The sequence below is a fragment of the Lentzea albidocapillata subsp. violacea genome, from assembly GCF_900100275.1.
Taxonomy (GTDB): Bacteria; Actinomycetota; Actinomycetes; order Mycobacteriales; family Pseudonocardiaceae; genus Lentzea; species Lentzea violacea.
In genome coordinates, this window is sequence record NZ_FNET01000011.1 from 138,537 (window position 1) to 164,860 (window position 26,324).

20 protein-coding genes are annotated in these 26,324 nt (G+C 69.9%); 12 read left to right on the top strand and 8 right to left on the bottom strand.

The genetic code is table 11. The features are described 5' to 3' along the window. Positions 1 to 2: 2 nt before the first annotated feature. On the bottom strand, positions 3 to 755 hold the full coding sequence (locus BLR21_RS24300; protein ID WP_090008846.1) for an acyltransferase: 753 nt from the start codon (positions 753 to 755) through the stop codon (positions 3 to 5). Here BLR21_RS24300 and BLR21_RS24305 point away from each other — a divergent pair. The 7 genes from BLR21_RS24305 (at position 754) to BLR21_RS24335 (ending at position 12,840) form a co-directional block, all read left to right on the top strand. Continuing rightward, the gene (locus tag BLR21_RS24305; protein WP_143027855.1) at positions 754 to 3,483 is read left to right on the top strand and encodes a LuxR C-terminal-related transcriptional regulator; all 2,730 of its coding nucleotides are present in this window, start codon (positions 754 to 756) and stop codon (positions 3,481 to 3,483) included. The genes BLR21_RS24300 and BLR21_RS24305 overlap by 2 nt on opposite strands. Before the next feature lie 118 nt (positions 3,484 to 3,601). Further along, positions 3,602 to 5,377: a S8 family serine peptidase gene (locus BLR21_RS24310; protein WP_218130953.1), complete on the top strand. Its 1,776-nt coding sequence runs from the start codon at positions 3,602 to 3,604 to the stop codon at positions 5,375 to 5,377. 89 nt (positions 5,378 to 5,466) lie between these two features. Then, the gene (locus tag BLR21_RS24315; protein ID WP_030481261.1) at positions 5,467 to 6,303 is read left to right on the top strand and encodes a nucleoside hydrolase; all 837 of its coding nucleotides are present in this window, start codon (positions 5,467 to 5,469) and stop codon (positions 6,301 to 6,303) included. Between the two features lie 58 nt (positions 6,304 to 6,361). Then, the gene (locus BLR21_RS24320) at positions 6,362 to 9,619 is read left to right on the top strand and encodes a GH92 family glycosyl hydrolase (RefSeq protein WP_090008590.1); all 3,258 of its coding nucleotides are present in this window, start codon (positions 6,362 to 6,364) and stop codon (positions 9,617 to 9,619) included. Positions 9,620 to 9,810: 191 nt separating this feature from the next. Continuing rightward, on the top strand, positions 9,811 to 10,521 hold the full coding sequence (locus BLR21_RS24325; RefSeq protein WP_176929770.1) for a response regulator transcription factor: 711 nt from the start codon (positions 9,811 to 9,813) through the stop codon (positions 10,519 to 10,521). 69 nt (positions 10,522 to 10,590) lie between these two features. Further along, entirely contained in the window at positions 10,591 to 12,105 is a 1,515-nt protein-coding gene (locus tag BLR21_RS24330; protein ID WP_090008594.1) for a peroxidase family protein, read from the top strand. Positions 12,106 to 12,114: 9 nt separating this feature from the next. Next, positions 12,115 to 12,840, top strand: a complete 726-nt coding sequence (locus BLR21_RS24335; protein ID WP_256334907.1) for a nucleotidyltransferase domain-containing protein — start codon at positions 12,115 to 12,117, stop codon at positions 12,838 to 12,840. 544 nt (positions 12,841 to 13,384) lie between these two features. Here BLR21_RS24335 and BLR21_RS24340 read toward each other — a convergent pair. Further along, positions 13,385 to 13,780, bottom strand: a complete 396-nt coding sequence (locus BLR21_RS24340; protein WP_090008597.1) for a DUF4267 domain-containing protein — start codon at positions 13,778 to 13,780, stop codon at positions 13,385 to 13,387. Positions 13,781 to 13,872: 92 nt separating this feature from the next. On the opposite strand from BLR21_RS24340, the gene BLR21_RS24345 reads away from it, so the two are divergent. Further along, positions 13,873 to 14,460: a TetR/AcrR family transcriptional regulator gene (locus BLR21_RS24345; protein WP_090008598.1), complete on the top strand. Its 588-nt coding sequence runs from the start codon at positions 13,873 to 13,875 to the stop codon at positions 14,458 to 14,460. On the opposite strand, the gene BLR21_RS24350 is transcribed toward BLR21_RS24345, so the two are convergent. Genes BLR21_RS24350 through BLR21_RS24365 form a run of 4 tightly spaced genes read right to left on the bottom strand, consistent with a single transcriptional unit; the run spans position 14,419 to position 18,204 of the window. Then, positions 14,419 to 15,579, bottom strand: a complete 1,161-nt coding sequence (locus BLR21_RS24350; protein ID WP_090008600.1) for a THUMP-like domain-containing protein — start codon at positions 15,577 to 15,579, stop codon at positions 14,419 to 14,421. The genes BLR21_RS24345 and BLR21_RS24350 overlap by 42 nt on opposite strands. A 1-nt stretch (position 15,580) precedes the next feature. Next, positions 15,581 to 16,585 (bottom strand): class I SAM-dependent methyltransferase, encoded by a 1,005-nt coding sequence (locus BLR21_RS24355; protein ID WP_090008602.1) that lies wholly within the window; start codon positions 16,583 to 16,585, stop codon positions 15,581 to 15,583. After that, positions 16,527 to 17,306 carry an enoyl-CoA hydratase/isomerase family protein gene (locus BLR21_RS24360; RefSeq protein ID WP_090008849.1) on the bottom strand — a complete coding sequence of 260 codons (780 nt, stop codon included), beginning with the start codon at positions 17,304 to 17,306 and terminating at the stop codon, positions 16,527 to 16,529. The genes BLR21_RS24355 and BLR21_RS24360 overlap by 59 nt, the downstream gene beginning before the upstream one ends. Before the next feature lie 55 nt (positions 17,307 to 17,361). Further along, positions 17,362 to 18,204, bottom strand: a complete 843-nt coding sequence (locus BLR21_RS24365; RefSeq protein WP_090008604.1) for an ABC transporter ATP-binding protein — start codon at positions 18,202 to 18,204, stop codon at positions 17,362 to 17,364. A gap of 89 nt (positions 18,205 to 18,293) precedes the next feature. Between BLR21_RS24365 and glgX the strand changes: the two genes are divergently transcribed. From glgX to BLR21_RS24385, 4 genes are all read left to right on the top strand, one after another. Further along, positions 18,294 to 20,408 carry a glycogen debranching protein GlgX gene (glgX, locus tag BLR21_RS24370; protein WP_090008607.1) on the top strand — a complete coding sequence of 705 codons (2,115 nt, stop codon included), beginning with the start codon at positions 18,294 to 18,296 and terminating at the stop codon, positions 20,406 to 20,408. 194 nt (positions 20,409 to 20,602) lie between these two features. Continuing rightward, the gene (locus tag BLR21_RS24375; protein WP_090008609.1) at positions 20,603 to 21,190 is read left to right on the top strand and encodes a cysteine dioxygenase; all 588 of its coding nucleotides are present in this window, start codon (positions 20,603 to 20,605) and stop codon (positions 21,188 to 21,190) included. After that, the gene (locus BLR21_RS24380) at positions 21,187 to 21,576 is read left to right on the top strand and encodes a rhodanese-like domain-containing protein (protein WP_090008611.1); all 390 of its coding nucleotides are present in this window, start codon (positions 21,187 to 21,189) and stop codon (positions 21,574 to 21,576) included. The genes BLR21_RS24375 and BLR21_RS24380 overlap by 4 nt, the downstream gene beginning before the upstream one ends. 38 nt (positions 21,577 to 21,614) lie before the next feature. Beyond that, entirely contained in the window at positions 21,615 to 22,736 is a 1,122-nt protein-coding gene (locus BLR21_RS24385; RefSeq protein WP_143027856.1) for a hypothetical protein, read from the top strand. A 130-nt stretch (positions 22,737 to 22,866) separates the two neighbouring features. Here the strand turns inward: BLR21_RS24385 and BLR21_RS24390 are convergent, their stop codons facing one another. Both BLR21_RS24390 and glgP read right to left on the bottom strand, forming a co-directional pair. After that, positions 22,867 to 23,409: a hypothetical protein gene (locus BLR21_RS24390; protein WP_090008615.1), complete on the bottom strand. Its 543-nt coding sequence runs from the start codon at positions 23,407 to 23,409 to the stop codon at positions 22,867 to 22,869. 316 nt (positions 23,410 to 23,725) lie between these two features. Then, a complete protein-coding gene (glgP, locus tag BLR21_RS24395; protein WP_090008617.1) occupies positions 23,726 to 26,314 on the bottom strand; it encodes an alpha-glucan family phosphorylase in 2,589 nt (862 codons plus the stop codon). Positions 26,315 to 26,324: the final 10 nt, after the last annotated feature.

Genomic DNA, 26,324 nt, shown 5'->3' on the forward strand with positions numbered 1-26,324 from the left:
CGTCAGGCCGAAGCGTCCTCCGCCCGCTTGGTCAGGGCGTCCTTGGCCTTGCGGGCCATGTCCGCGATGTCCGCCCGCCGCTGCGCATCGGCCTCGTAGTCGGCCCGCCGATCCCGCACCACCCGAGCCGGCATCCCGACCGCGATCTTGAAGTCCGGCACGTCCCCACGCACCACGGCGTGCGCGCCGAGCACGCACCCACGCCCGACGCGCGTGCCGCGCAGCACCGTCACCTTGGTGCCGAGCCAGCAGTCCGGCCCGATCCGCACCGGCGACTTCACGATGCCCTGGTCCTTGATCGGCAGCGTGATGTCCTCGACCTTGTGGTCGAAGTCGCAGATGTAGACCCAGTCCGCGACGAGGGACGACGCGCCGATCTCGATGTCGAGGTAGCAGTTGACCGTGTTGTCCTTGCCGAACACGACCTTGTCGCCGATGCGCAGCGACCCCTCGTGGCAGCGGATGGCGTTGCCGTCGCCGATGTGCACCCAGCGGCCGATCTCCAGGCGGCCGAAGCCCGGCCTTGCCATGACCTCGACGCGCTTGCCGAAGAACACCATGCCGCGCAGGACGACGTGCGGGTTGAGCAGGCGGAACTTCAGCAGGCGCCAGTACCGCACGATGTACCAGGGGGTGTAGGCGCGGTGGCGCAGGACCCAGCGCAGGGACGCCAGTGTGAGGAACCGCGCCTGCATCGGGTCACGGCGCGACCTGCGCCAGCGAGTCCAGACCGGGGCACCCCACATCGAAGTCATGCGCGGCACTTTAACTCCGGGCCAGGAACGGAACGGCATCATGGCCATCGCGCGGCGTCTGCACGGGGAGGTCTGGGTGGCCGGAAGCGGTTCGTTGGTAGACGAAGTGGTCGCGGCGCTGAGTCCCCACGGGGTCGTGGTGGTCACCGGGGAACCGGGGACGGGCAAGACCTGGTTGGCCGGGCGGGTGCTCGACGCGGTCGACCGGAAGCGAGTGGTCATCGGGTGCCGCGGCTTGCCGGACGGGCCGTACGTGCTCGTGCGGGAGATGGTCAGCGGGCTGGCCGGTGGTGACCTGAGGCCTGTCCTGGCCGCCGTCGAAGCGGACGAGCTGCACCACGTGTGCAGGGCGTTGCGTGACCTGCTCGGCGCGTGGCTGGTGGTCGTCGAGGACCTGGAGTGCGCTGACCACCGGTCCCGGCAGGTGTTGCGGTACCTGGTGACGCGGCCACCGGAGAACGCCGCGCTGCTGCTGACCTGGACGCCCGGCGCCGAGCCGCCGCTGGGCACCCGGCTCAGCTCGGCCGCGTCGGCCGGCATGCACCACGTCGAGGTCGGACCGTGGACCGCGGCCGAGACGGCGGCGTTCGTCGGACGGTCGTGCGCCGGCGAACTGCATGAGCTGACCGGCGGCGTGCCGGTGCTGGTGCACGCACTGGTGAACCATCTGTCCTCCGAGGAGGATCAGCCACGCGAAGCGTTGCGACGTAAAGGGGTTCCCCGGTCGGTCAGCGAGCTGGTCGAGCAGCGGCTGGCGTCGTTGCCCGAACAGGCACGGCCGGTGGTCGCCGCCGCCGCGCTGTCGCGGCGTCCGGTGTCGATCTCGTTGCTCGGCGAGGTGTGCGGGCTCGGGGCACCGGAAGTGGAGGCGGCATTGGCCGCCGCCGTGGACACCGGTGTCATGGCGTCCGCGGACGGCCGCGCGTTCACGTTCCACCCGCCGGTGAGCGGGATCGTCGTGGAGCGAGGGCTGCACCCGATCGAACGCCGGCGCGGGCACGCGGCGTACGTCGCGGCGTTGCACCGGGATCAGGACGCGCCGGGGGACCTGGTCTTCCACAGCCGGTCGGCGGGGGACCTGGTCACGGCCGCCCGGTACGCCGAACGCGCGGTCCAGCACATGAACACAGCGGACGCGATCGAGCTGTTGCAGGAGCTGCTCGCCGAGCCGGACCTGCCCCGCGCCCAGCGGGGTGCCCTCGCGGTCCGGCTGGGGCGGCTGGGTCTCGGCAGTCTCGCGTACGACGAGACGGTCGCGCTGCTGCGCGGCATCCTCGCCGACGGGCGGCTCCCGGCCGGGCTGCGCGGCGAGCTGCGACTCGATCTGGCGCTGCTGCTGGCGAACCAGGCGGGCGACGGCGAGAGCGGCCGTGCCCAGCTCCGGGTGGCGATCGCCGAGCTGGGTCGCCGTCCAGCGCTGGCGGCCCGCGCGATGTCGGCCCTGGCCGTTCCCTACTGGGGTAGCTGCCATGTGGCCGAGAACCTGCGGTGGCTGGCAGAGGTCGAGCGGACCGTGCCCGACCGCGGTGATCCGGTGCTGCTCCTCGCGATCGCGGTCAACCGGGCGAGCACGCTGGCGCAGATCGGTGACCCGCGCGCCTGGGACGCGATCGCCGAGCTCCCCGCGGACGGGGCGACGATCGGTGAACGCCGCGAGCTGCTGCGCGGCTGCGCCAACTTCTCCGACGCCGCGATCGCGCTGGGGCATCACCTGGCGGCAGCGGACTTCCTCACGGGGGCGGAGGACCTCGCGAGCCGCAGCGGGCCGTCGTACCCGTGGCAGATGGCCACGTCGAACCGGCTGCGGCTCGACCACGTCACCGGCCGGTGGGACGGGCTCGCCGAACGCGCGAAGGCCTACCTGGAGCTCGCCACGCACACCACGTTCGTCGCCGTCGACGCCTCACTCGTGCTGGCGCAGCTCGCGCTGGCCAGGGGCGAGTGGGACGAAGCCGAGGAATACCTTGGGGCACATGGGCTTCGTTCGATGAACGGATGGTACGGGCCGGTGGTGATCTGCGCCGCCGCGACGCGGATCCGGCTCGCGCTGGTCCGCGGGCGGACCGAGGAGGCCGTAGACGAACTGGCGGCGACCGTGGAGGTCCTGCACGGCAAGGGGGTCTGGGCGTGGGCGACCGAGCTCGTCGACGCCGGGGTGGAGGCCCTGCTGCTCACCGGTGATCCGGTGGGGGCGAAGCGGTTGCTCGACGAGTTCGCCGCGGATGTGGCCGGACGCGACTGCCCGTTCGCGCACTCGATGGTGCCGTTCGGGCGGGCGGCGATCGCGGCGGCGCGGGAGCGGTTCGACGACGCAGCGACGCTCTACGACCAAGCCGCGACGCTGCTCGCCGCGCTTCCCCGGCCGTACGAGCACGCTCGCGCCCTGGAGGCCGCCGCGCGGTGTCTGCCACCGTCGTCCGGACGGCTCACGGAGGCGACCCGGCTGTTCACCACGCTCGGTGCGACGTGGGACCTCGCCCGCTGCGACCACCTCGTGCGCGAGCATGGCGGCACGACCGGCGCGCGCCCTGGCCGCCGGGGTTACGGCACGGAGCTGTCGCCGAGGGAGCGCCAGGTGGCTCGCCTGCTCGCCCTCGGCCGCACGAACCGGCAGATCGCCGAGGTGCTGTTCCTGTCGCCACGCACGGTCGAACGACACGCCGCCAGCGTTCTGCACAAGCTCGGCGCCACCGGCCGCGACGAGCTGCGGCCGGAGGACCACGGCTGATCGAACGCGTAACCCTACGCACGATTTCCGGCGTTGTTCCCCGCGGTCTTCTCCTCGGACAGTTGCCGCACCGCAACTCGTTTGCGGCCCTGCGAACATCCTGCGAGAGGACCCAACCGTGCGCACATTCACCACTGCGCTGCTCACCGGAGCCGCGGCGCTGGCGCTGACATCAACCGCCCTCACCGGCGTCTCCGCGGCGGCACCGGCCGAGTCCGGGTACGTCGTCGTTCTGCACGGCACCCAGGACGCGGCCTCGTTCGCCGCCGGGCACGTCGACCGGCACGGCGGCCAGGTCGGCCACGTCTACCGGCACGCGCTGCGTGGATTCTCGGCCACCCTGTCTCCCGGTGGCGCCGACGCGCTGCGCCGCGACCCGAGGGTCGCCTCGGTCGAACCGGACCGGGTCGTGCACACCACCGACACCGTCCCCACCGGCGTCGACCGCGCGTACGCCACCGCCAACCCGAACCTGAAAATCAACGGCAGCAACGACTACAGCGTCGACGTCGACGTCGCGGTGATCGACACCGGGGTCGCCCAGCACCCCGACCTGACCGTCGTGGCCCGCGCGAACTGCGTCAACAGCACCACCTGCGCCCCCAACTCCGGCGCTGACGACCACGGCCACGGCACCCACGTGGCGGGCACGATCGGCGCCCGCGACGACGGCAACGGAGTCGTCGGTATCGCCCCCGGCGCCCGCATCTGGTCGGCCAAGGTCCTGAACGCCAGTGGCAGCGGCAACCTGTCCGGGGTCACCGCCGGCGTCGACTGGGTCGCCGCGAACGCCGCCGAGATCGAGGTGGCGAACATGAGCCTCGGCTGCGACAACTGCACCGACGCCGCGCTCGGCCAGGCCATCACCAACGCGGTGGCCAAGGGCGTGGTGTTCGTCGTGGCCGCGGGCAACAACGACAAGGACGCCAGGACGTTCTTCCCTGCCAACCACCCGGACGTCGTCACGGTGTCCGCGCTCGCCGACTTCAACGGCAGGCCGGGCGGCGGGGCGGGATCGACGTGCCGCGCCGACCAGGACGACACCCTGGCCGACTTCAGCAACTTCGGCTCCACGGTGGAGATCGCCGCGCCCGGCACGTGCATCAACTCGACGTTCCTCGACGGCGGGTACAAGGTGCTGAGCGGCACCTCCATGGCCGCGCCGCACGTCGCGGGTGCCGCCGGTCTGCTCACGGCGAACGGCAACCACGCCACCGGCCGCGACGGCGTCCTCGCCGTGCGGCAGCGGCTGATCGACACCGCGAACACCGACTGGACCGACGACTCGGGCGACAACGTCAAGGAACCGCTGCTCGACGTGCGGTCCACTCAGGACTACCCGGCGGGCGCCGCGGACCCCGGCCGCCCGACCGCGGCGTTCACCAGTGCCTGCTCCACGTCGAACACCACCTGCTCGTTCGACGCGGCCGGCTCGACCGACACCGACGGCACCATCACCGGCTACGCCTGGGACTTCGGCGACGGCAGCACCGGTACCGGCATGACGGCCGGGCACACCTACGGCAAGGCGGCCTACTACAGCGTCCGGCTGACCGTGACCGACAACGCGGGCAAGACGAACACCACCCGCCGCATGGTCAAGGCGGGCGACCTGCCTCCCACGGCCGCGTTCACCGCCCGTTGCCAGCGCGGGACCTGCTCCTTCGACGGCAGCGCGTCGACGGACGAGGAAGGCGCCGTCGGCGGCCACGCGTGGGCCTTCGACGACGGCACCACCGGAACCGGCAGGACGATCTCGCACAGCTACCCCAACGTCTCCCGCGTCTACCAGGTGAAGCTGACCGTCACCGACAGCCGCGGCCAGACAGGCAGCACCACCCGCGAGGTCCGCTGCTCGAAGCACATCACCGCCCCGCTCTGTTTCACCTTCTGATGCCCGCAGTGGCGCTGTGAGCCCTCACAGCGCCACCGCGCGCAGGGGCGCCGGCCTGCCCGGCACGCGTCGTCGGGCAGGCTGGACGCATGGCACACAGGCTCATCATCGACACCGACCCCGGCGTGGACGACGCGTTCGCGATCGCGCTCGCCGCCCGCAGCCCAGAGGTCGAGCTCGTCGGCCTCACCACGGTGTTCGGCAACGTAGGGCTCGACCTCACCACCCGCAACGCCCAGCGGCTGCTCGCCTACCTCGGCCGCACGGACGTGCCGGTGGTCCGGGGCGCGGAAGGACCGGGCGGGGCCGCGGACGTGCACGGCGAGGACGGACTCGGCGGGCAGGCGCACACGTTGCCCGAGAGCGACACCGAACTCTTCGGCGACGACGTCACCGGCTTCTTCCGCGAGCGGCTGACGCCGGAGACGGTTGTGGTCGCCATCGGGCCGCAGACCAACATCGCCAGGGCGCTCGACGCGGGTGTCGAGTTCCCGCGCCTGATCGTCATGGGTGGCGGGCTGGATGTCGGCAACACCACCGCCAGGGCCGAGTTCAACTTCTGGGCCGATCCCCAGGCCGCGAGGACGGTCATCCGTAAGGCGAACCCGATCGTCGTACCGCTCAACCTCACCCACCGGTGCATCGCCGACGCCGAGTTCCTCGCCAAGGTCGACCAGACGCTGAGCAACCTCACCGGCACCTACCGCGCGTATCTGGCCGGCCGGTCGGAGAACGAGGGCATCTACGTCCACGACGCCGTGGCGGTGGCCGAGGCGATCATCCCCGGCACGCTGAAGACCACGACGCACCTGCTCGATGTCGACGACGAGGGTGCGCTCGTCGAAGGAAAGCACCAGGTAGAGGTCGCGGAAGACTGCGATTGGCCCGCGCTGAGGGCCTTCATGGAGCAGCGCTTGTCCGTTTGACGACAACTTCGTGTCGCTCTCTGGGGTTGAGCGGGCACGGTAAGTAGGGTCCGCGACCATGCAGCGAAGAGTCCTCACGACAGCTGCGGTGGCGGCGGCCATGACGTTCGGAGTGGTCCCTGCCTCCGCTCAGCCCCAGATCCAGGTGGTGCCCGATCCGGCGGCACACGTGAACCCGTTCATCGGCACGACCAACCTCGGGAACACCTTTCCCGGCGCGGTCGTGCCGTTCGGCATGTTCTCCTTCAGCCCGGAAGCCAGTCGCGGCAACACCCTGCGCGCCGCGGCTCCCGGCGGATACCGGTACGACGCCACGAAGATCCGCGGCTTCAGCCTCACCCACATGTCGGGAACGGGCTGCGCGGGCGGCAGCGGTGACATCCCGATCTTCCCGCACGTCGGGGCCGTCACCACCTCGCCGACCACGGACGCGACCGACGCGGTCTACGCCAGCGAGTTCGCGCACGCGGACGAGGTGGCCAAGCCCGGCCGGTACGACGTGACGCTCAAGTCCGGCGCCAAGGCCGAGCTGTCCGCCACCGAACGCACCGGTGCCGCGCGGTTCAGCTTCCCCGCGGACAAGCCGGCGACGGTGCTGATCAACACGTCCAAGTCGCAGGTCGGCAGCAGTGCCGCGCAGACCGTGGTCGACAAGGACAAGCGGACCATCACCGGGTCCGTGACCAGCGGAAACTTCTGCGGGTACATCAACCAGGCCGGCCGCCGCAGCTACTACACGCTGCACTTCGTGGCGGAGTTCGACCAGGAGTTCACCGAGGTCGGCACGTACCAGGACAACGTTGTCACGCCCGGAAGCACGTCCTCCAAGGGCGGCACGACGTACGGGACGAACGGCTGGCCGGTGCTGGGCAAGGGTTCCGGGGCGTACCTCGGGTTCGCGCCCGGCAGCCAGGTGGGCGTCAAGGTCGGCATCTCCTACGTCAGCCCGGACAACGCGCGCGAGAACCTCAGGGCCGAGAACAAGGGTCAGTCCATTGAGGACATGAGGGACAACGCGTACATCGCGTGGCAGAAGCAGCTCAGGCGCATCGAAGTCGGCGGCGGCTCCGATGACGAGCGGACCAAGTTCTACACCGCGCTGTACCACTCGCTGTTGCACCCCAACCTGTTCAGCGACGTCAACGGCGAGTACGCCGGGTTCGACGGCAGGACCCACAAGATCGACAAGAGACGGCAGAAGGCCCAGTACGGCACGTTCTCCGGCTGGGACGTCTACCGCTCGCAGCTGCAGCTGCTCACCCTGCTCGAACCGCGGATCGGCTCGGACATCGCGCAGTCGCTGCTCAACCAGGCCGAGCAGAACAACGGCGTGTGGGACCGCTGGACGCACAACAGCGGCGGCACCCACGTGATGAACGGCGACCCGGCGCCGATCGCGCTGGCCGCCATCTCGGCGTTCGGCGGCGACAAGTACGACCTCAGGGCGTCGTTGAAGTCGTTGGTCAAGGCCGCGACCGTGCCCACGGCGCTGGACCTGAGCAAGGAAGGCTGGGCCGTCATGTCGGTCGGGCAGCGGCCGTCGCTCGACAAGTACCTGCAGCACAAGTACATGCCGGCCGTGTCGAACGCCTGGGGTGGCGCGGCGGAGACCCTGGAGATCTCCGCGGCGGACTTCGCGATCAGCCAGCTGGCCGGGCGCACGGGCGACAGGAAGATCGCGAGGACGTTCGCCGAGCGCGCGCAGTGGTGGCAGAACAACTTCGATCCGGTCGCGGACAGGACAGGCGGCTACATCCGCAACCGCAACGCCGACGGCACGTGGGTCAAGGACTTCACGCCGGACACCGGCAACGGGTTCGTCGAGGGCAGTAGCGCCCAGTACACGTGGATGGTGACGCACAACGTCGCCGGGCTCGTGGACTCGCTGGGCGGCCGTGAGCGCGCCAACAAGCGGCTGGACGACTTCTTCCACAACGCCGACGGCACGTGGGCGTTGACGGGCCGCGGTGGCGCGAAGTCCGAACTGGACAACGAGCCGTCGGTGAACGTGCCGTGGCTCTACAACTACACCGGCCAGCCCACCAAGGCGCAGGAGACGCTGCGCGAGACCGTCAACACGCTGTGGAAGAACGCCCCCGGCGGCATTCCCGGCAACGACGACCTCGGCGCCATGTCGTCGTGGTTCGTGTTCACCGCGATGGGCATCTGCCCGCAGGTACCGTCGCGCGCCGAGCTGGTGCTGAGCAGCCCGCTGTTCACGTCGGTGAAGATCAACCGCGGTGGCGGCAAGGACATCACGATCACCGCGCCCGCCGCGAACAGCGCCACGAAGTACGTGCAGTCGCTGAAGGTCAACGGTCGCGCGTCGTCGAAGACCTGGCTGCCCGAGTCGTTCGTGGAACGCGGCGGCAAGCTGGACTTCGTGCTGGGCAAGGCTCCTTCCGGGTGGGGCACGGGTGCCTCGGACGCCCCGCCGTCGTTCCGCGACGGCGAGAAGCCGATCAGGCACGACCAGCCGTACTTCCTCACGGTCGAGCCGCGGCAGCTCGTCGTGGAGCCGGGCAGGTCGGTCACGGCGAAGGTCGACTCGGTCAAGCTCTACGACGGTGACCCGAAGGCGACCTACACGATCACCGGCTCGGACGCGCTCACGTTCACGCCGGCGACCGGTGCCGTGCCGTCCGAGTTCACGGTCACGGCCAAACCCGATGCGGCGCAGGGCTTCTACGACATCACCGTGACGGTGAACGTCGAGGGAGCCGCGAAACCCGTGGTGCTGCCCCAGATCGTGAAGGTAGCACCGGCGGGCAGCATGCTCGCGGCCGTGAACAACGTGGGCGCCTCCGCCGACGCCACCGGCGAGGGCGACTTCGACGGCGGCGGCTACAGCTACTCGCGGGAGGCGCTGGCCACGGCCGGCCTCCCGCCGGGCGGCACGGGCACCGTGGACGGCCTGACGTTCACCTGGCCGTCGTCACCTCCCGGCCGTCCCGACAACGCGACTTCGGCGAAGCAAACGCTTGCCCTGTCGGGTACGCGGCTCGCTTTCGTCGGTTCCGCGGCGAACGGGGCGCGGACGAAGGCGGCCACGGTGACGTTCACGGACGGCACCACCGCGACCGTCGAGATCGGCTTCAGCGACTGGACGCTCGGCGGCGGTGGGGCAGCCCCCAGCTACGGCAACGTAATCGTCGCGGCCACGCCGTACCGCAACCAGTCGGGTGGTGGCAGCGAGAAGGTCGCCACGCACATCTTCGCCACGAAGACGTACGTGGCTCCGGAGGGCAAAACTCTGCAGAGCGTGACACTTCCGGAGGATGGAAACATGCACGTCTTCGCCATCGCCACCGCCTAGTGGGTTCGGGTGTCTGCAGGTACTGCCGACTGGACGGTCGGTAGTACTTGCAGACACCCCGTCAGGCCACTGGTGAGAGCGCTCTCATCGCTGATGTCAACGCCCAGCCGGGGGCTGGCGCCAGGGCGTATGGTGGGACCGGTCCGAGTGCCGCCGACTCGCTCTGAGCGTGAGGCGCCATGCCCAACTGCGTGCGATCGAAGAGGATCGCAGTGCACTCGCGGGAACGGCTCACCACCGATGCCGTCGCGAGCTGGCTCGACGCGCTACCTGGCTGGCTCGTCGTCGGCACCGCCTACTCACAGGCCGATCTCCTGCTGCTCTGCCGGCTTCGGCCTCCTGACGTCGTCGTCGGCCAGCTCGAACCGGAATCCCTGCCGGAAATTCCCCTTGTCCGGCTGTGCCCGGCTTCCGGACTCGCGTCTCTGCGCACCCAACTCGAACGCATCTCGCTCCCGCCCCAGCGCCGAAGCGGGCCGGGTGCGCTGACCGACCGCGAGATGGAGGTGCTCGCCCACGTCTGCTCCGGACTGTCCGCCGCGCAACTGGCGGCCGTCCTGCGGCTCTCCCCGCACACGGTGGTCAACTACAAGCGCCGCATCTTCACCAAACTCGGCGTGCAGAGCCGGGTGCAGGCGGCCGCGGTGGTCTCACGGCTCGGCCTGGTGCGCTCGTCCTGCTCGGTGCCGGCCGCTCATGAGAACGTTCCCACGCTCACTCATCGGGAGCACGACATCCTCGACTCGATCGCGCGGGGTGAGTCGGTGCGACAGACCGCCCACGCGCTGGGGATCGCGGTGAAGACCGTGGAGTCGGAGCAACGGCAGCTGTTCTTCAAGCTGCGAGTGCACAATCGGTCGCAGGCGCTCTCGGAAGCGCAGCGACTCGGGCTGCTCACGTAGTTGTTTCGCGTCCCTGCATGGTTTTTCGTCCGTGCGGAGGCGAGTGATCTTGCAGAAAACTGCACCGACATGGGCAATCTCACCAGACGTGGATTTCTGGGAGGCGTCGCGGGCGCCGGTGCGGTGACATTGGCGCCCTCCCCTGCCGCCGCGCGGGTGGTCGCCGCTGAGGCGGCCACCTCGCCCCGGTTCTTCGGACGGATGTTCCCCGGGCTGCCGCCGTTCGCCGAGAACACGCCGCGCGTTCAGGACGCGTTGCGTGCGATGGGCGCACCGGGCGGGCCGTTGGACGCCAAGGATCCGTTGCACGAAGGACCTGTCCGGCTCATCACCAATCCGGAGCTGAGTCCTGGCAACCTCGACAACCCATTCAACACCGCGGGAACGACGTTCCTCGGGCAGTTCGTCGATCACGACTTCACGTTCGACCTCAACTCGCGGCTCGCGGTGCCGGCCGTGCCCGAGCAGAGTCCGAACACGCGGAATCCCACCCTGTCACTGGATTCCGTGTATGGCGGCGGTCCTGTCCTGTCGCCCCAGCTGTACGACTCCGGCGACCGGGCCAAGTTCCGGGTGGAGAACGGCGGGCTGTTCGAGGACCTGCCCCGGCGCTCTGATGGTGTGGCGATCATCGGGGACCCGCGCAACGACGAGAACCTGATGATCGCCGGGCTGCACGCGGCGTTCCTGTTGTTCCACAACCGGGTCGTGGACCGGCTGCGCGCCGAGGGTGTCCCCGGCGATCGGGTCTTCGCTGACGCGCAGAGAACCGTTGTGTGGCACTACCAGTGGATCGTGGTGCACGAGTTACTGCCGCAGATCATCGGGTTCGGGATCACGCAGGACGTGCTCACGCACGGGCGGCGCTTCTACCGGCCGGCGCAGGGCGAGCACTTCATGCCGGTGGAGTTCCAGGGCGCGTGCTACCGGTTCGGGCACAGCCAGGTGCGGCCGTCGTACCGTGCGAACCTGAAGGGAGACAACGGTCAGCCGTTCTTCGGCTTCATCTTCGATCCCGTGGCCGAGGGACAGAGCGATCCGGTGGACCTGCGCGGCGGGCGGCGGGCGCGCCGGAGGTTCGTCGGGTGGCAGACGTTCTTCGACTTCGGGGACGGCCAGGTGCGGCCGAACAAGCGAGTGGACACGCACATCTCGACGCCGCTGTTCCGGCTGCCGCTCGGCGCGATCCCGGACGGTTCGCCGCCCGTTGCGCTACCGCAACGCAACCTGCTCAGGCACCTCACGTGGTCCTTGCCGTCCGGGCAGGACATCGCTCGGGCGATGGGCATCCCGGTACTGGACTCGGTGCCGGAGCTGCGGGAGTTCGGCTTCGACCGATCGACACCGCTCTGGTACTACACGCTGCGCGAGGCCGAGACGCTCGGTGACGGCATCTCGCTCGCGGGCGCCTCCGCCCGGCTGGTCGGTGAGGTGTTCATCGGACTGCTGCAGCTGGACCCCGAGTCGTACCTGAGGCAGCAGCCGAACTGGAAGCCGACGCTGCCGTCGCGGACCGCGGGCCAGTTCGGAACCGTCGACCTGCTCACGTTCGCCCGCGTCGATCCCGCGAGCCGCGGCCAATAGGGTTGGGTGGTGTTCACAGTTTCCGAACGCGACCAGCTGCGCCGCGACCTCGTCAACGCCGCCGACACCGACCCGCGCGTGGTCGGGGCGGCGTTGACAGGTTCGGCGGCCGTGGGCCGGGAAGACCGCTGGTCGGATATCGACTTCGCGCTGTCGATCGACCGCGAGCTGAACGCGGTGGTGGCCGACTGGACCGCGCTGATGTACGCGTGCGGCGCGGTCAGCCATCTCGACGTGCGGCGCGGCGCTGTCCTCTTCCGGGTTTTCCTGATGCGTTCGACGCTGCAGGTGGACATCGCGTTCTGGCCTTCCTCCGAGTTCGGCGCGACCGGGCCGACGTTCCGGCTGCTGTTCGGCGAGACCAACCACCTGCCGCCGTCCGGTCAGCCCGACCGCGCCGAGCTCATCGGGTTGGCCTGGCTGCACGGGTTGCACGCGCGGTCGTCCATCGCGCGCGGCCGCGGGTGGCAGGCGGTCTACATGATCAACGGGATGCGCGACCAGGTGATGTCGCTGTGGTGCCTTCGAGAGGGCGTGAACGCGGTGCAGGGGCGCGGGCTGGACGACCTGCGGGATGGCGGCGCGTTCGCGGGGACCTTGGTGCTGTCCACGCATCCTGACGAGCTGGCTCGTGCGTTTCATGTGTTGACCGGGCTGTTGCTTGGGGAGATCGATGAGCCGGAGCTGCGGGAGGCTGTCCGGGCGTTGTCACCTGCGGTTGGGGTGCAGCGCTGAGCAACCTGGGGCGCTGCTGGGGGATGGCAGCCGCTCTCCGGAGCGGCGGCGCGGTGGCGCGGCGGCGCGGTGGCGCGGCGGCGCGCAGTTCTGGCATGCCGCGGGATCGGCGGTGGGCAGCCACCCGTCGTGCGCTGCGGCAATGCGGTGGAGAGCAGTCCTGGCACGCCGCAGGAACGGCGGTGAGCGGCAACCCGCCCTCCGGAGCGACAGCGCGACAGCGAGCAGTCCCGGCACACCGCAGGATCCGCGGTGAGCGGCCACCCGTCCTCCCCTGCGACAGCGCGCAGCCCTGGCACACCGCGGGATCGGCGATGGACGGCGACCCGTCCTCCGCTGCAACAACGCGACGGCGAGAAGCACCGGCCGCCAGGGAGGTGGTGGCTCACGCACCCACCGGGCGGCTGGTCGCACGATCACGTGACCGGCGTGGTCAGGGGCCGTGCGGGCACAGACCTCCGGAGCGGCAGCACCGCGGTGAAGAACTCCGCACTGCCGCGAGGCGGCGCAAGCCGAGCGGTCGCGGCCGTGCTGTCCGCCGCGATCACGGGGCCGGCACTGGCTGAGGCCGTGCGGGCATCGTCTCCCGCAGCAGCAGGCCGGCGGTGAGCAGCACCAGCACGGCTGCCGAGCCGTGTACCGCCAGCGCGTAGCCGACGGTTCCGCCGTGTGTGATCACGGCGAGGCAGTCGCCGATCGGGATGATCGCGTCCGCGAGGACCACCCAGCCCAGCGCTCGCCGCTGCTTCATCAGCAGGAGGATCAGGGCTGTCAGCGCGTACGCGATGTCGCGCACCCCCTTCACGACGTAGTAGCCGGTCGGGTCCACGATGCCGAATCCCGCCGCCGCTCCGTCGCCGTTGAGCAGGTAGCCCAGGCCGAAGTACAGCCCTGCCGCCACGACGAGCCAGGACATGACGGTGGTCAGCGTCAGCTTCATTGCATCCTCCGAGGGGATCTAGCGGTGCTAGCTATTGGAGCGACGCTAACACTAGAGGTGCTCTGATGTCTAGCGGTGCTAGATTTGGTGGCGTGACCATCCAGAACCGGCGTGAGCGCGAGCGCGCCGAACGCCATCAGCTGATCATCGACGTTGCGCGGGACCTGGCCGAGGCGGAGGGCTGGGATGCGGTCACCACGCGTCGGCTTGCCGAGAAGGTCGAGTACAGCCAGCCGGTGCTCTACAGCCACTTCAAGGGCAAGGACGCGATCGTGCGCGCGGTCGCGATCCAGGGGTGTGGTGAGCTGGCCCGGCTGTTGCGGAAAGCCCGTCCGTCACGAGGGGAGTCACGGCTGCGGGCCGCGGCGGAGGCGTACCTGGAGTTCGCGCGACGAAGGCCCGCGCTCTACGACGCGATGTTCGTGCAGCAGTCCGACATCCCGTGGGGCACGGACGAGGTGCCGCAGGAACTGCTCGACGCGTTCGGGGAACTGGTCGCGGCGGTCGAGCCCGTTCGGGGCGAACGGGACCTGGAGGCGTTGACGGAGGTCTTCTGGAGTTCGCTGCACGGCATCGCGACGCTCATGCAGGGCGGGAGACTGCGACCGGTGCACGACGAGACCCGCCTCGACCTGCTGCTAGGTGCGCTCAGCCTCGCAGAGCACGAAGACGGGCTTTGAGCCGATCCGGGTCAGCACGACCGTGGCCGACGCGGAACCGGAGAGCTTCAGGCGTTTGCGCATCGTGTTCGGGTCGACGTCCAGGCCGCGCACCAGGATCTCCAGCCGGCCGACCGAACGCGTCTTCAACAACGACTTGAGCGACTTCTCCGTGTAGTGCCCGTGTTCGAGCACGCGGAACGCCCGGATGCCAGGAGGTGGCTTGGACCCGCTCAGGTACGCGATGCGTTCGTCGAGCTGCCACAACCCGTGCCGGGCCGCGTAATGGCGCACCAGACCGGCGCGCACGACCGCGCCGTCCGGATCGACGATCCACTCGCCGGGCGGAGCGACCGGGCAGTCGTCCGGTTCGGCGTCGGTCAGGGTCCACGAGTCGGAGCCGTGCAGAACGGAGGCGCGGCGCGTAACCCCGGGCGTGGCAAGGCCTCGCGTCCACAGGCAGGCTTCGCGGACCGCGCCGTCGAGGGACACGACCTCGATCTCGGCCGCCCACGGCGCGACGGCGAAGTCGATGCCGGGAGCGCACTTCACCGCGAGATCAACGCCCGAATAGACCTCGGACAGCTCGTCCAGCGGCGGCACGAAGTCCGAGGGGTTCCACTTGCGGCGCCCGGACGAGTCGCGGCGGGCGGGGTCCGCGGTGACGGCCGAAGCACGCGACACCGGACGCAGGGCATCGGCGACGACGACGAGCTGACCCGGAACGTTGTTGCGCGCCATGGCAAGCCGCACCGGGTCGAGATCCGAGCCGACGCAGGCGGAGGCCACCTCGCTCAGCGCGAAGAGGTCCGCGCCGACCGAACAGGTGACGTCGTGCACCGAGCGACCGGCGAACCGCAGCGCGCGATGCCGGGCGACAGTGGAAGCCGTGGCCTGTTGCAGAGCGTCGTCGGTGAAGAGCCACGACGCGGCCGAGTCCAGTTTGGACACCGCGCGACGCCGCAGCAGCACGGTTTCCACGACCGGGGCGAAACCGGGACCCAGCCGTCTGCGGGCCGTCTCGACGTCGCGCAACCGGGAAGCGTCGGAGAACGGCAACGCGTCCACCTCGGCCAGCGCGGCAGTTCCGGCGGCAGAGCGCAGGAACGCCACGTCGGCAGTGGTGAACGCGTAGCCCAACTCAGGAAGTCTTCTTACCGGTGATCGACACGTTGTAGAACACCTCGCGCGGCAGCACCTTCGCGAGGACGTTCTGGTCGACCCACGTGAGGTTCTGCCAGGTGCGGTAGGCGAACATCGCCCATCCGAAGCCCAGCTTCTCGCGCGGCACGGCGGACTCGAACGTGCGCACCGGCCAGCCGAACAGAGCCGCGGACAGCTCGTCGGTCACCGCGCGGACGCCGACGGCACCGGCGCGACGAGCCGTGGCCTCCAGCTGGTCCGGGTCGAACGTGTGCAGGTCGACCACGGCCTCCAGCGCGGCCGCGCGGGAGGACTCGTCGAGCTCCTCCTGCGGACGACGCCACTCGCCCAGCGCCGGCACGGCCTTGGTGATGTTGGTGGTCAGCCACCACGTCGCCTGGCCGAGCTTGCGGGCGTAGAAGTTGCCGATGTTCGTCGGGTCGCCCGCGAACACGAACTTGCCGCCGGGCTTCAGCACCCGCAGCACCTCGCGCATCGCCGCCTCCACATCCGGGATGTGGTGCAGCACCGCGTGCCCGACGACGAGGTCGAACGTGTTGTCGTCGTACGGGATGCGCTCGGCGTCGGCGACGCGGCCGTCGACGTCCAGCCCGAGGTGCTCGGCGTTGCGCAGCGCGACCTCGACCATGCCGGGCGACAGGTCGGTGACCGAGCCCTTCTTGATCACTTCGCCCTGCATCAGGTTCAGCAGGAAGAAACCCGTGCCGCAGCCCAGTTCCAGCGCGTGCTCGTACGGGCCGACGTCACCCGCGGCGGCGCGGAACCGGTCCGTCGCGTAGGTGATGCAGCGGTCGTCGTACGAGATCGACCACTTCTCGTCGTACGTGCCCGCTTCCCAGTCGTGGTAGAGCACCTGCGCGAGCTTGGTGTCCTTGTAGGCCGCCTCGACCTCTTCGGCGGTCGCGTGCGGGTTCGGTGCCGGATCAGTTGCCACTGAAGTTCGCCTTTCCCGGACCGTTCGCGATGAACGACTCCACGCCATTCTTCTTGTCCTCGGTCGCGAACAACGCCGCGAAGAGGTGGCTTTCGAGCTTCAGGCCCGACTCCAGGTCGGTGTCGAGGCCACCGTCGACGGCGGCCTTCGTCGCGGCCAGCGCGAGCACGGGCCCGTTGACGAACTGCTTGGCCCACCGCACGGCCGCGGCGTACACGTCGTCGGGCGCCACGACCTCGTCGACCATGCCGATCTCGAGCGCCTCCTGCGCGCCGACGAACCGGCCGGTGTAGAGCAGGTCCTTGGTCTTCGACGGGCCGATCAACCGGGCGAGGCGCTGCGTGCCGCCACCGCCGGGGATCAGGCCGAGCAGGATCTCGGGCTGGCCGACCTTCGCGTTGTCACCGGCGATGCGGCGGTCGCAGCCGAGAGCGACCTCGAAGCCGCCGCCCAGCGCGTAGCCGGTGATCGCGGCGACCGTCGGCTTCGGCACCGAGGCCAGCGCGCCGAGAGCGTCGGACAGGCTCTTGGCCCGCAGCGTCATCTCGGCGTGGGAGATCTGCGCGAACTCCTTGACGTCCGCGCCGGCCGCGAAGACCTTCTCGCCGCCGTAGACGATGACCGCGTAGACGTCCGAACGCTCCGAGGCCTCCTTCGCGGCGGCCTGGAGCTCGGTCTGCACCTGCCGGTTCAGGGCATTCATCGGCGGCCGCTCCAGGCGGATCGTGCCGATCCCGTCCTCGACCTCAAGCCTCACGAACTCAGCCACGCAGCCCTCCATCAGTTGTCGCGACAGCAGTGTCACGTTACCCGGCAGTAGCTTCTCAGACCTTGCGGCGGGCGAAGAAGCGGTCTCCCGCTTTCTGCAGCTCCAGGTCCTGGGCGAACGTCTTCGAGAGGTTCTCCTCAGTCAACACGTCGTCGAGCAACCCCTGCGCCACGATCGACCCCTCGCGCAGCAGCAACGCGTGCGTGAAGCCCGGCGGGATCTCCTCGACGTGGTGCGTGACCAGCACCATCGCGGGCGCGTCCGGGTCCATCGCCAGCTCCGAGAGCTTCGCGACCAGGTCCTCGCGGCCGCCCAGGTCGAGGCCCGCGGCGGGCTCGTCGAGCAGCAGCATCTCGGGGTCGGTCATCAACGCGCGGGCGATCAGCGTGCGCTTGCGCTCGCCCTCGCTCAGCGTGCCGTAGAGGCGGTCGGCGAGGTGCGCCATGCCGAGGGTGCCGAGCAGCTCGCGGGCGCGGTCCGTGTCCTGCTTGCCGTACTCCTCGCGCCAGCGGCCGAGCACCGCGTAACCGGCGGAGACGACCAGGTCGACGACCGTCTCGTCGGGCGGGATGCGGCCGCCCAGCGCCGCGGAGCACAGGCCGATCCGGGGCTTGAGCTCCTGCACGTCCGTCTTGCCCAGGCGTTCACCCAGGAGATGGACCTTGCCCCTGGTCGGGTGCAGGTCGGCGCTGGCGAGCCTCAGCAGGGTGGTCTTGCCGGCGCCGTTCGGGCCCAGCACCACCCAGCGCTCGTCCAGTTCCACGCTCCAGTCGATGTTTCCGACCAGCGTGTTCTTGCCTCGGCGGACCGACACGCCCGCCATGTGCACGACCAGATCTGTCACGTCGACGTCCGCCACGCCCCCATTCTTCCGAACGGCCTCGCACCGACCACTCATCGGGGTGTCCCTCGCGAGGGGTGACCCCGCTGCGCCGCCTGTGCGAACTCTCAAGTTTTTTGTCGGTGGCGGATGCCAAGATCGGGGGCATGGCTACGCGACCCGAGTCCGAGGTGCTGGCAGGCCGACCGTTCCCACTGGGGGCACACGCCGAAGCAGGCGGTGTCCGGTTCGCGGTGACGTCCCACGTCGCCGACGCGGTCGAGGTCTGTCTCGTCGACGACGACGGCACCGAGAAACGGGTCGAGCTGACCGAACGGACGTTCGGCGTCTGGCACGGCCTGGTGCCCGGTGTCACGCCCGGTCAGCGGTACGGGTTCCGGGTGCACGGGCCCTACGACACGGGGCGCGGGCTGCGCTGCAACCCGGCGAAGCTGCTGGTCGATCCGTACGCGCGGCAGATCGAGGGCAGGATCACGAACCTGGAGGCCTCGCTCGGCTACGTCGGCGACCCGATGCACGGGCCGCCGTCCGCGATCGACTCGCTCGGCAGCGTGCCCCTGTCCGTCGTCAGCTCACCGGGCGGCGCGGCCACGGGCGTGAAGCCCGACGTGCCGTTCGAAGAGGCAGTCATCTACGAGATGCACGTCAAGGGCTTCACGAAGAACCACCCGGACATCCCGGAGAAGCTGCGTGGCACGTACCTGGGGCTCGCGCACCCGGCGGCGATCGAGCACCTCACGCGCCTCGGTGTCACGAGTGTCGAACTGCTGCCGGTCCAGACGTTCCAGGACGAGCCGTCGCTGCTGAGCCGGGGCGCGAGCAACTACTGGGGCTACTCGCCGCTGGGCTACTGCGCGCCACACGCCGCGTACGCGAGCGAACCGGGCAACGAGGTCCAGGAGTTCCGCACGATGGTCGCGGCGATGCACGCGGCGAACATCGAGGTGCTGATCGACGTCGTCTACAACCACACCTGCGAGGGCGGTCCGGACGGGCCGACCATCTGCTTCCGCGGCTACGACGCGCCGGGCTACTACCTGCACGCCGGTGGCGGCAGCACGGTCGACATCACCGGCTGCGGGAACACGCTGGACGCCGGGTCGCCGCAGGTCGTGCGGCTGATCACCGATTCGCTGCGGTACTGGGCGGACGAGATGGGCGTCGACGGGTTCCGATTCGACCTCGCCTCGACGATGGGCCGGCCCGCAGGCGGGTTCTTCGACCGCGACTCGGCGCTGCTGACGGCCATCACGACGGACCCGGTGCTGTGCCGGTCCAAGCTGATCGCCGAGCCGTGGGACGCGACGGGCGACGGGTACCGGGTCGGCGACTTCGGCATGCAGTGGGCCGAGTGGAACGGTCGTTATCGCGACACGGTCAGGGATTTCTGGCGTGGCCACACGTCCGTGCGCGATCTCGCGTACCGCCTGTCCGGGTCGAGCGACCTGTATGCGGACGACCTGCGCCGGCCGTGGCAGTCGATCAACTTCATCACCGCGCACGACGGGTTCACGCTGCGGGACCTGGTGTCGTACAACAACAAGCACAACGAGGAGAACGGCGAGGACAACCGCGACGGCACGAACGACAACCGTTCGTGGAACTGCGGCGCCGAGGGCGAGACGTCCGACCCCGCCATCCTCACCCTGCGGGCGCAGCAGGCGCGGAACCTGCTCTCGACGCTGCTGCTGTCGACCGGCACGCCGATGATGACGGCGGGTGACGAGATGTGGCGCACCCAGGGCGGCAACAACAACGCGTACTGCCTCGACAACGAAGTGTCGTGGGTCGACTGGACGACGAGCGACGCGAGCGAGGCGCTGCTGGGGTTCACGCAACGGCTGATCGACCTGCGCGCGTCGTCGCCGGCGTTGCGGCAGCCTGAGTTCTTCGAGGGCCGCACGACGCCCAGCGGCAACCCGGACCTGATGTGGTTCCGGCCGGACGGGCACGAGATGGCCGAGACGGACTGGTTCGACGAGGGCCGCCGCACGCTCGGCATGTTCATCGACGGCTCGAGCTGCCTCTCCCGCACACGGGACGGCGAGCTCGTGTCCGACGACTCGTGGCTGATGCTGATGCACGCCGGTGCGGACACCATCAGCGTGACGCTGCCGCACGAGCGCTACGGGCTGTCGTACGAGCCGTTCCTCGACACGACGACGGCGGACGGCTCCCCGGCGAATCCCGGTTCTCTCGCGCCGCGGGAGAAGCTCACCGTGCCCGCGCGCTCGTTGCTGCTGCTCCGCATCCCGCGCTGAGACGGTCTAGCGACAGCCTGAGCGCGTCTGGCACCATCACGCTCGTGGTCGTCTACTGCTGGACGGACCGCACGATCGACCTCGTACTCGTGGCGTCGTGCGGGTGTAGCTCGACGCGACGCACGCGCTGACAGCGCCCTGCGTCGCGTCTTGATCGCTACCCCGTACCCGACGCGGCCTTCAGGAGCGAGTGCGTGACCTCGACGCATGCAGACCATGATCAATTCGATCTCCACCCGGCGCTGGACAGCCTGCTGCTGCGTGACGTGATCCATCCGTCCCGCGACCTGTGGACGCCGCGCGAGCTGCGCGATCTCACCTCGTTCGTGGCGAGCGAGCTGACCACCGGGCTGCTGCAGATCCTCGACTACTCGACCGAACGCCGCTGGTGGGCGCGGCTGGGGCTGACCGAGGGCGTCGAGCTGTGGCTGCTGTCGTGGCTACCGGGCCAGGGCACCGAGCCGCACGACCACGGCGGTTCGGCCGGGTCGTTCACCGTGCTGACCGGCAGGCTGCGGGAGGACTACCGCTACCCCGCCGGGCCGATCCGGTCCGCGGTGCGCGACACCGGCGACGCGCTGGGCTTCGGGTCCGGGCGCGCGCACCAGGTGCTGAACCCGTTCGAGGCGCCGGCCGCGACCGTGCACGCCTACTCGCCGCCGCTCGTGCCGACCCGCGAGTACGCGTCGCTGCACGACATCCCCGACTCGATCCCACCGCTGCCCGCGCAGCGCCTGCCGCTGGCGCGACTGCGTCAGCTGGCCGACCTGGAGGGCCCGTGAGCAACCTCGACACCATCCTCGAAGACGCCCGGTCGCACCTCAAGCGGCTGGAACCGCACGAGGTGCTCGCGCTGGAGGACGTGCTCGTCGTCGACATCCGGCCCGCCCACAACCGGCTGGCCGAGGGCGAGATCAAGAACTCCGTCGTGGTCGAGCGGATCGTGCTGGAGTGGCGGCTCGACCCGGCCGGCGACTGGCGGCTGCCGGGGTTCACCGCCGGCACGACCGTCGTCGTGGTGTGCAACGAGGGCTGGGCGTCGTCGCTTGCGGCCCGGGACCTGCAACGGGTCGGGCTGCCCAACGCGACCGACCTCGTCGGCGGGTACCGGGGCTGGCGCGCCGCCGGACTGCCGATCCGCGAGGGCGGTTCGGAGCCCGTGGTCTGACCTTGGAACCGCTGTCGCGCCGGTAACGTCTGCTGACCGTGACAGTTGTGCGCTGGGTCGTGACGGCACTGGTCGTGGCCGGCACGATCGCCTGGACCCTCCCGGAGTTCCACCTCGGCCTGGCCGGAGCACTGGCCGGCCTGATCGTGGAGCTGACCGCGGCCCAGGCAGGCCTGGCGCTCGGCGCCGTCCTGTGCGGACTCCGGATCACGCACGTGATCATCGGCATCGGCGGCGAGCTCAAGTCGTGGACGTGGACACACCAGCGGCTCGTCCTGCGCCGGATCCCCGTGCTCGCGACCGTCGGGATCACCGGGCTGAAGCCGGGTGTGCGCCGGCGGATGGTCCTCACCGGAGCGTTCGCGATCGTCTTCTGCGCGGCGGTCGCGGCGGCGACGTGGCTCGCCACCGGCAGCGCGTTCGGCAAGGGCATGGCACTCGCCGCCACCACCTGTTTCCTGTGGCAGCTCGTGCCGGTCGAGCGGCCGGGCAACACGAGCCTGGGCTGGTTCGTGCTTTCGCTGCCGAAGCTCTCCGGCCGGCCGCTCTGTGAGCTGGAGGCACGGCCCGGTGTGCTCGCCGGCATGGACGCCTATCGGCGCGGTGACCTCGACGAGGCCGAGCGCGTCTACGCGGAACTGGTGCGCGAGCACCCCGACCTGCTCACCGTCGCCGGGCTCAAGGTCGTGACGTCGTGCGCCCGCGAGCGGTACCTCGAAGCGCTGCAGACGGTGATCGGGCTGACCGGCCGCGAGGACCTGAGCACGCGTGACCTGGCGTTCGTCATGGCCACCACCGCGGGCGTCTCCGTGCTGGCGGTCGAGGCGGGGCAGTTCCCCGCGGAGGTGGGGCTGGCGACCGCGCGCAGCATGTTCGGCAACGCCTACGAGGCCGGCTATCCGAAGCAGCGTGCGAACGGGACGCTCGCGATCATGGCGTTGATCGAGGGCGACACCACGAAGGCCAGGCAGCTCGCGGGCTACTCCGCCGAGTCGAGCGAGAACGCGCAGGGCCGTGCCGACGACCTGATCACCATCGCGCGGGCGTGGATGGCGGACGGCGACAACGCGAAGGCCCGCGAACTCGTGGCCGAGGCGCACGAACTCGCGGGCTGGAGTCCGCGGGTGGCGGCGACCCGCGCGCGCCTGGAGATCAGCTGACCGATTCCGGGCAAAACGAATCGGTCGCACCATTCCGAATGCCGCCATTCCATACCGAACGGAATACGGCGGCACGGCAAAGGGCCCGTCACCGATATCGGTGACGGGCCCTTTGCACCCCGCGGACAGATCAGCTGTTCTGGACCGGCAGCGGCAGGCCGGGCAGCGCGGGCAGGCCACCGGGAGGCGCCGGCAGGCCGCACTTGCTCAGCAGCTCGGTGACGGTCTTGAGCAACGTGGTCAGCAGACCGGTGAGTTTGCCGACGTCGGGCAGGGCGCCTCCGGCGGCGCCGAGGACCGTGCCACCGAGGCCCGCGATGGACGAGATCAGGTTCAGCACGACCGGCAGGCACTGGTCGACCGGCCCGGTGTACTCGGCCTTCGCGGGTAGGGGTACACCCGGCACGCTGACCGGCGGTGTCGGTAGACAGCCGGAGCTCTGCATCGCGGTCACCAGGTTGAGCATGTCACCGATCAACGGTGTCACGGCGGCCACGTTGGGCAGGGGCAGGAGACTGCTGACGGTCTTCGTGAGCTTTCCGGCGAGGTCGGTGACGAGACCGGCGCAGGCGGCTGGGAGTTCTGGCGCGGCGGGCGACGCACTGGCAGCCGGGATGGTCGAGGCGGTGAACAATGCTGCGACGAGCGAGAGTGCGGTAATCGTCTTCTTCACGGCTACCTTCTTCCTCAATGCGCAATTCACTTGGAGCCGCCCCGAGAAAACCTTCGGCGAATTCTCGTGCGGTTCATTCCATGCCAAGGAGCGTAAGCCCGCATCCAGGCCCCTACCAGCGGAGATCGCGAATTCACCCACTCGAAAAAGTGGTCATTCGTTTGAGCGAAGTGCTTTGCGGGGTACACGCCTGACTCAGGTCACGAGCAGTGACCGGACAACAAGGAAGACAAACACATCAGGGCATCCAGCCCGCCGTTTGAAGGCGAACCGAATGCCCTGTGTGACAGTGTTTGTTTCTTTGGGAGTGCAGCGATCAACCAGCCAGTACGACCCTGCCGAGCTCCGCGGACGTCGCCAGCAGGCCGTGCCGCGGCAGCACGCGCACGGTGTAGCCGAGCGCTCCGGCGTGCGGCAGCGGCACCTCGGCCTCGTAGTTGCCGTTGCCCGCGTAGTTCATGGGCGCGGACACGATGTCCTTGAGCTCGTCGGAGTCGTGCGACACCTTGCCCAGCACGACCTGGACGTCCACTTCGGACGGTTCCAGCCCGGCCAGCTCGACGCGCGCCCGCACGATGACCGGTGCTCCGAGCACCGGCACGGAGGAGCCGCTGATCACCAGGTCGCTGTCGAGCACCCGCACCCGCGTCCACGACGCGCGCAGCCGGTGCCGGTACGCGGAGAGCTCCTTGGCACCCCGGTAGCCCTCACCGACGACGTTCTGCGCGGACGCGGCGGCCGGCGCGTAGTAGGTCTCCACGTACTCGCGGACCATGCGCGAGGCCTGCACCACCGGGCCGAGCGAGGCGAGCGTGTGCCGGACCATCGACATCCAGCGGGTCGGCACGCCGTCCTCGCCCCGGTCGTAGAACAGCGGCGCGACCTGCGAACCGAGCAGGTCGTACAGCGCGTTGGCCTCCAGGTCGTCCCGGCGGACCGGGTCGTTGACGCCGTCCGCGGTCGGGATGGCCCAGCCGTTCGAGCCGTCGTACAGCTCGTCCCACCAACCGTCCCGAATGGACAGGTTGAGGCCGCCGTTCAACGCCGCCTTCATGCCGGACGTGCCGCACGCTTCGAGGGGGCGCATCGGGTTGTTCAGCCACACGTCGCAGCCCCAGTACAGGTACCGGGCCATGGACATGTCGTAGTCCGGCAGGAACACGATCCGGTGCCGCACGCCCGCCTCGTCGGCGTAGCGCACGATCTGCTGGATCAGCGCCTTGCCGCCGTCGTCAGCCGGGTGCGACTTACCCGCCACGACGAGCTGCACGGGCCGTTCGGGGTGCAGCAGCAGCGAACGCAGCCGCTCCGGGTCGCGCAGCATCAGCGTGAGGCGCTTGTACGTCGGCACGCGCCGTGCGAAGCCCACGGTCAGCACGTTGGGGTCGAAGACCGAGTCGGTCCAGCCCAGCTCCAGCGCCGACGCGCCGCGCTGCAGCCACGACTCCCGCACCCGGCGACGCACCTCGTCGACCAGCCGGCCGCGCAACGTCGACCGCAGCTCCCACAGCCCTGCGTCGGTGACCGGCTCGAACGCGCCGATGCCCAGGCCGTTGCTCGTGTGGCTGTCCGCTTCGGACGCTCCGAGCAGCCTGCTCATCTCGGTCGCCGCCCACGTCGGCCCGTGCACGCCGTTGGTGACCGAACCGATCGGCACCTCGGTGGCGTCGAAGCCCGGCCAGAGGCCCCGGAACATGTCCCGGCTGACCTCACCGTGCAGTTTGGACACACCGTTCGCGCGCTGGGCGAGCCGCAGGCCCATGTGGGCCATGTTGAACATGCCCGGGTTGTCCTCGGCGCCCAGCGCCAGGATGCGCTGGGTGTTCACGCCGGGAACCAGGTTCTCGGCGCCGAAGTAGTGCTGGACCAGGTCGACCGGGAAGCGGTCGATGCCGGCGGGCACCGGCGTGTGCGTCGTGAACACCGCACCGGCACGCGAGGCCGTGAGCGCCTGGTCGAAGTCGAGACCCTCGTTGGTGATGTACTCGCGGATCCGCTCGAGGCCGAGGAACCCGGCGTGGCCCTCGTTGGTGTGGAAGACCTCGGGCTGCGCGTGGCCGGTGAGCTCGCAGAACGTGCGCACGGCACGCACGCCACCGATGCCGGCGAGGATCTCCTGGCGGATCCGGTGGTTCTGGTCGCCGCCGTAGAGCCGGTCGGTGACGCCACGCAGGTCCTCGTCGTTCTGCTCCACGTCCGAGTCGAGCAGGAGCAGCGGGACGCGCCCGACCTGCGCCTTCCAGATCTTCGCGCGCAGCATCCGGTCGCCCGGCATGGCCACGTGCACCAGCAACGGCAGCCCGGACGGCTCGGTCAGCAGCTCCAGCGGCAACCCGCGCGGGTCGAGCGTCGGGTAATGCTCGATCTGCCAGCCGTCGAGCGACAGCGACTGCCGGAAGTACCCGGACCGATAGAGCAGACCGACGGCGATCAGCGGAACGCCCAGGTCGGAGGCCGCCTTGAGGTGGTCGCCGGCAAGGATGCCGAGACCTCCCGAGTAGTTCGGCAGCGCCTCGTGCACGCCGAACTCCATCGAGAAGTACGCGACGCTCGTGGGCAGCGGTGTGTCGGGTGCCCCGTGCTCGCGGCGCTGGACGATCTCGTCCTGCCTGCGCTGATACCAGCGCGGACCCTGGACGTACCGCTCCAGGTCGCTCGCGAGCGCGTGGAGCTTGAGCAGGAACTGGTCGTCTCTGGCCAGCGACTCCAGCTTGCCCGCGTCGACGACGGAGAGCAGGCGCAACGGGTCGCCACCGACCTCGGACCAGACGCGGGGGTCGATCGAGGTGAAGAGGTCCTGCGTGGGCGGGTGCCACGTCCAGCGCAGGTTGGTGGCGAGCGTGCTCAGCGCGGACAGGGGCTCCGGCAGGCTGGCTCGGACGGTGAACCGGCGAAGTGCTCGCATGACGAGCGAA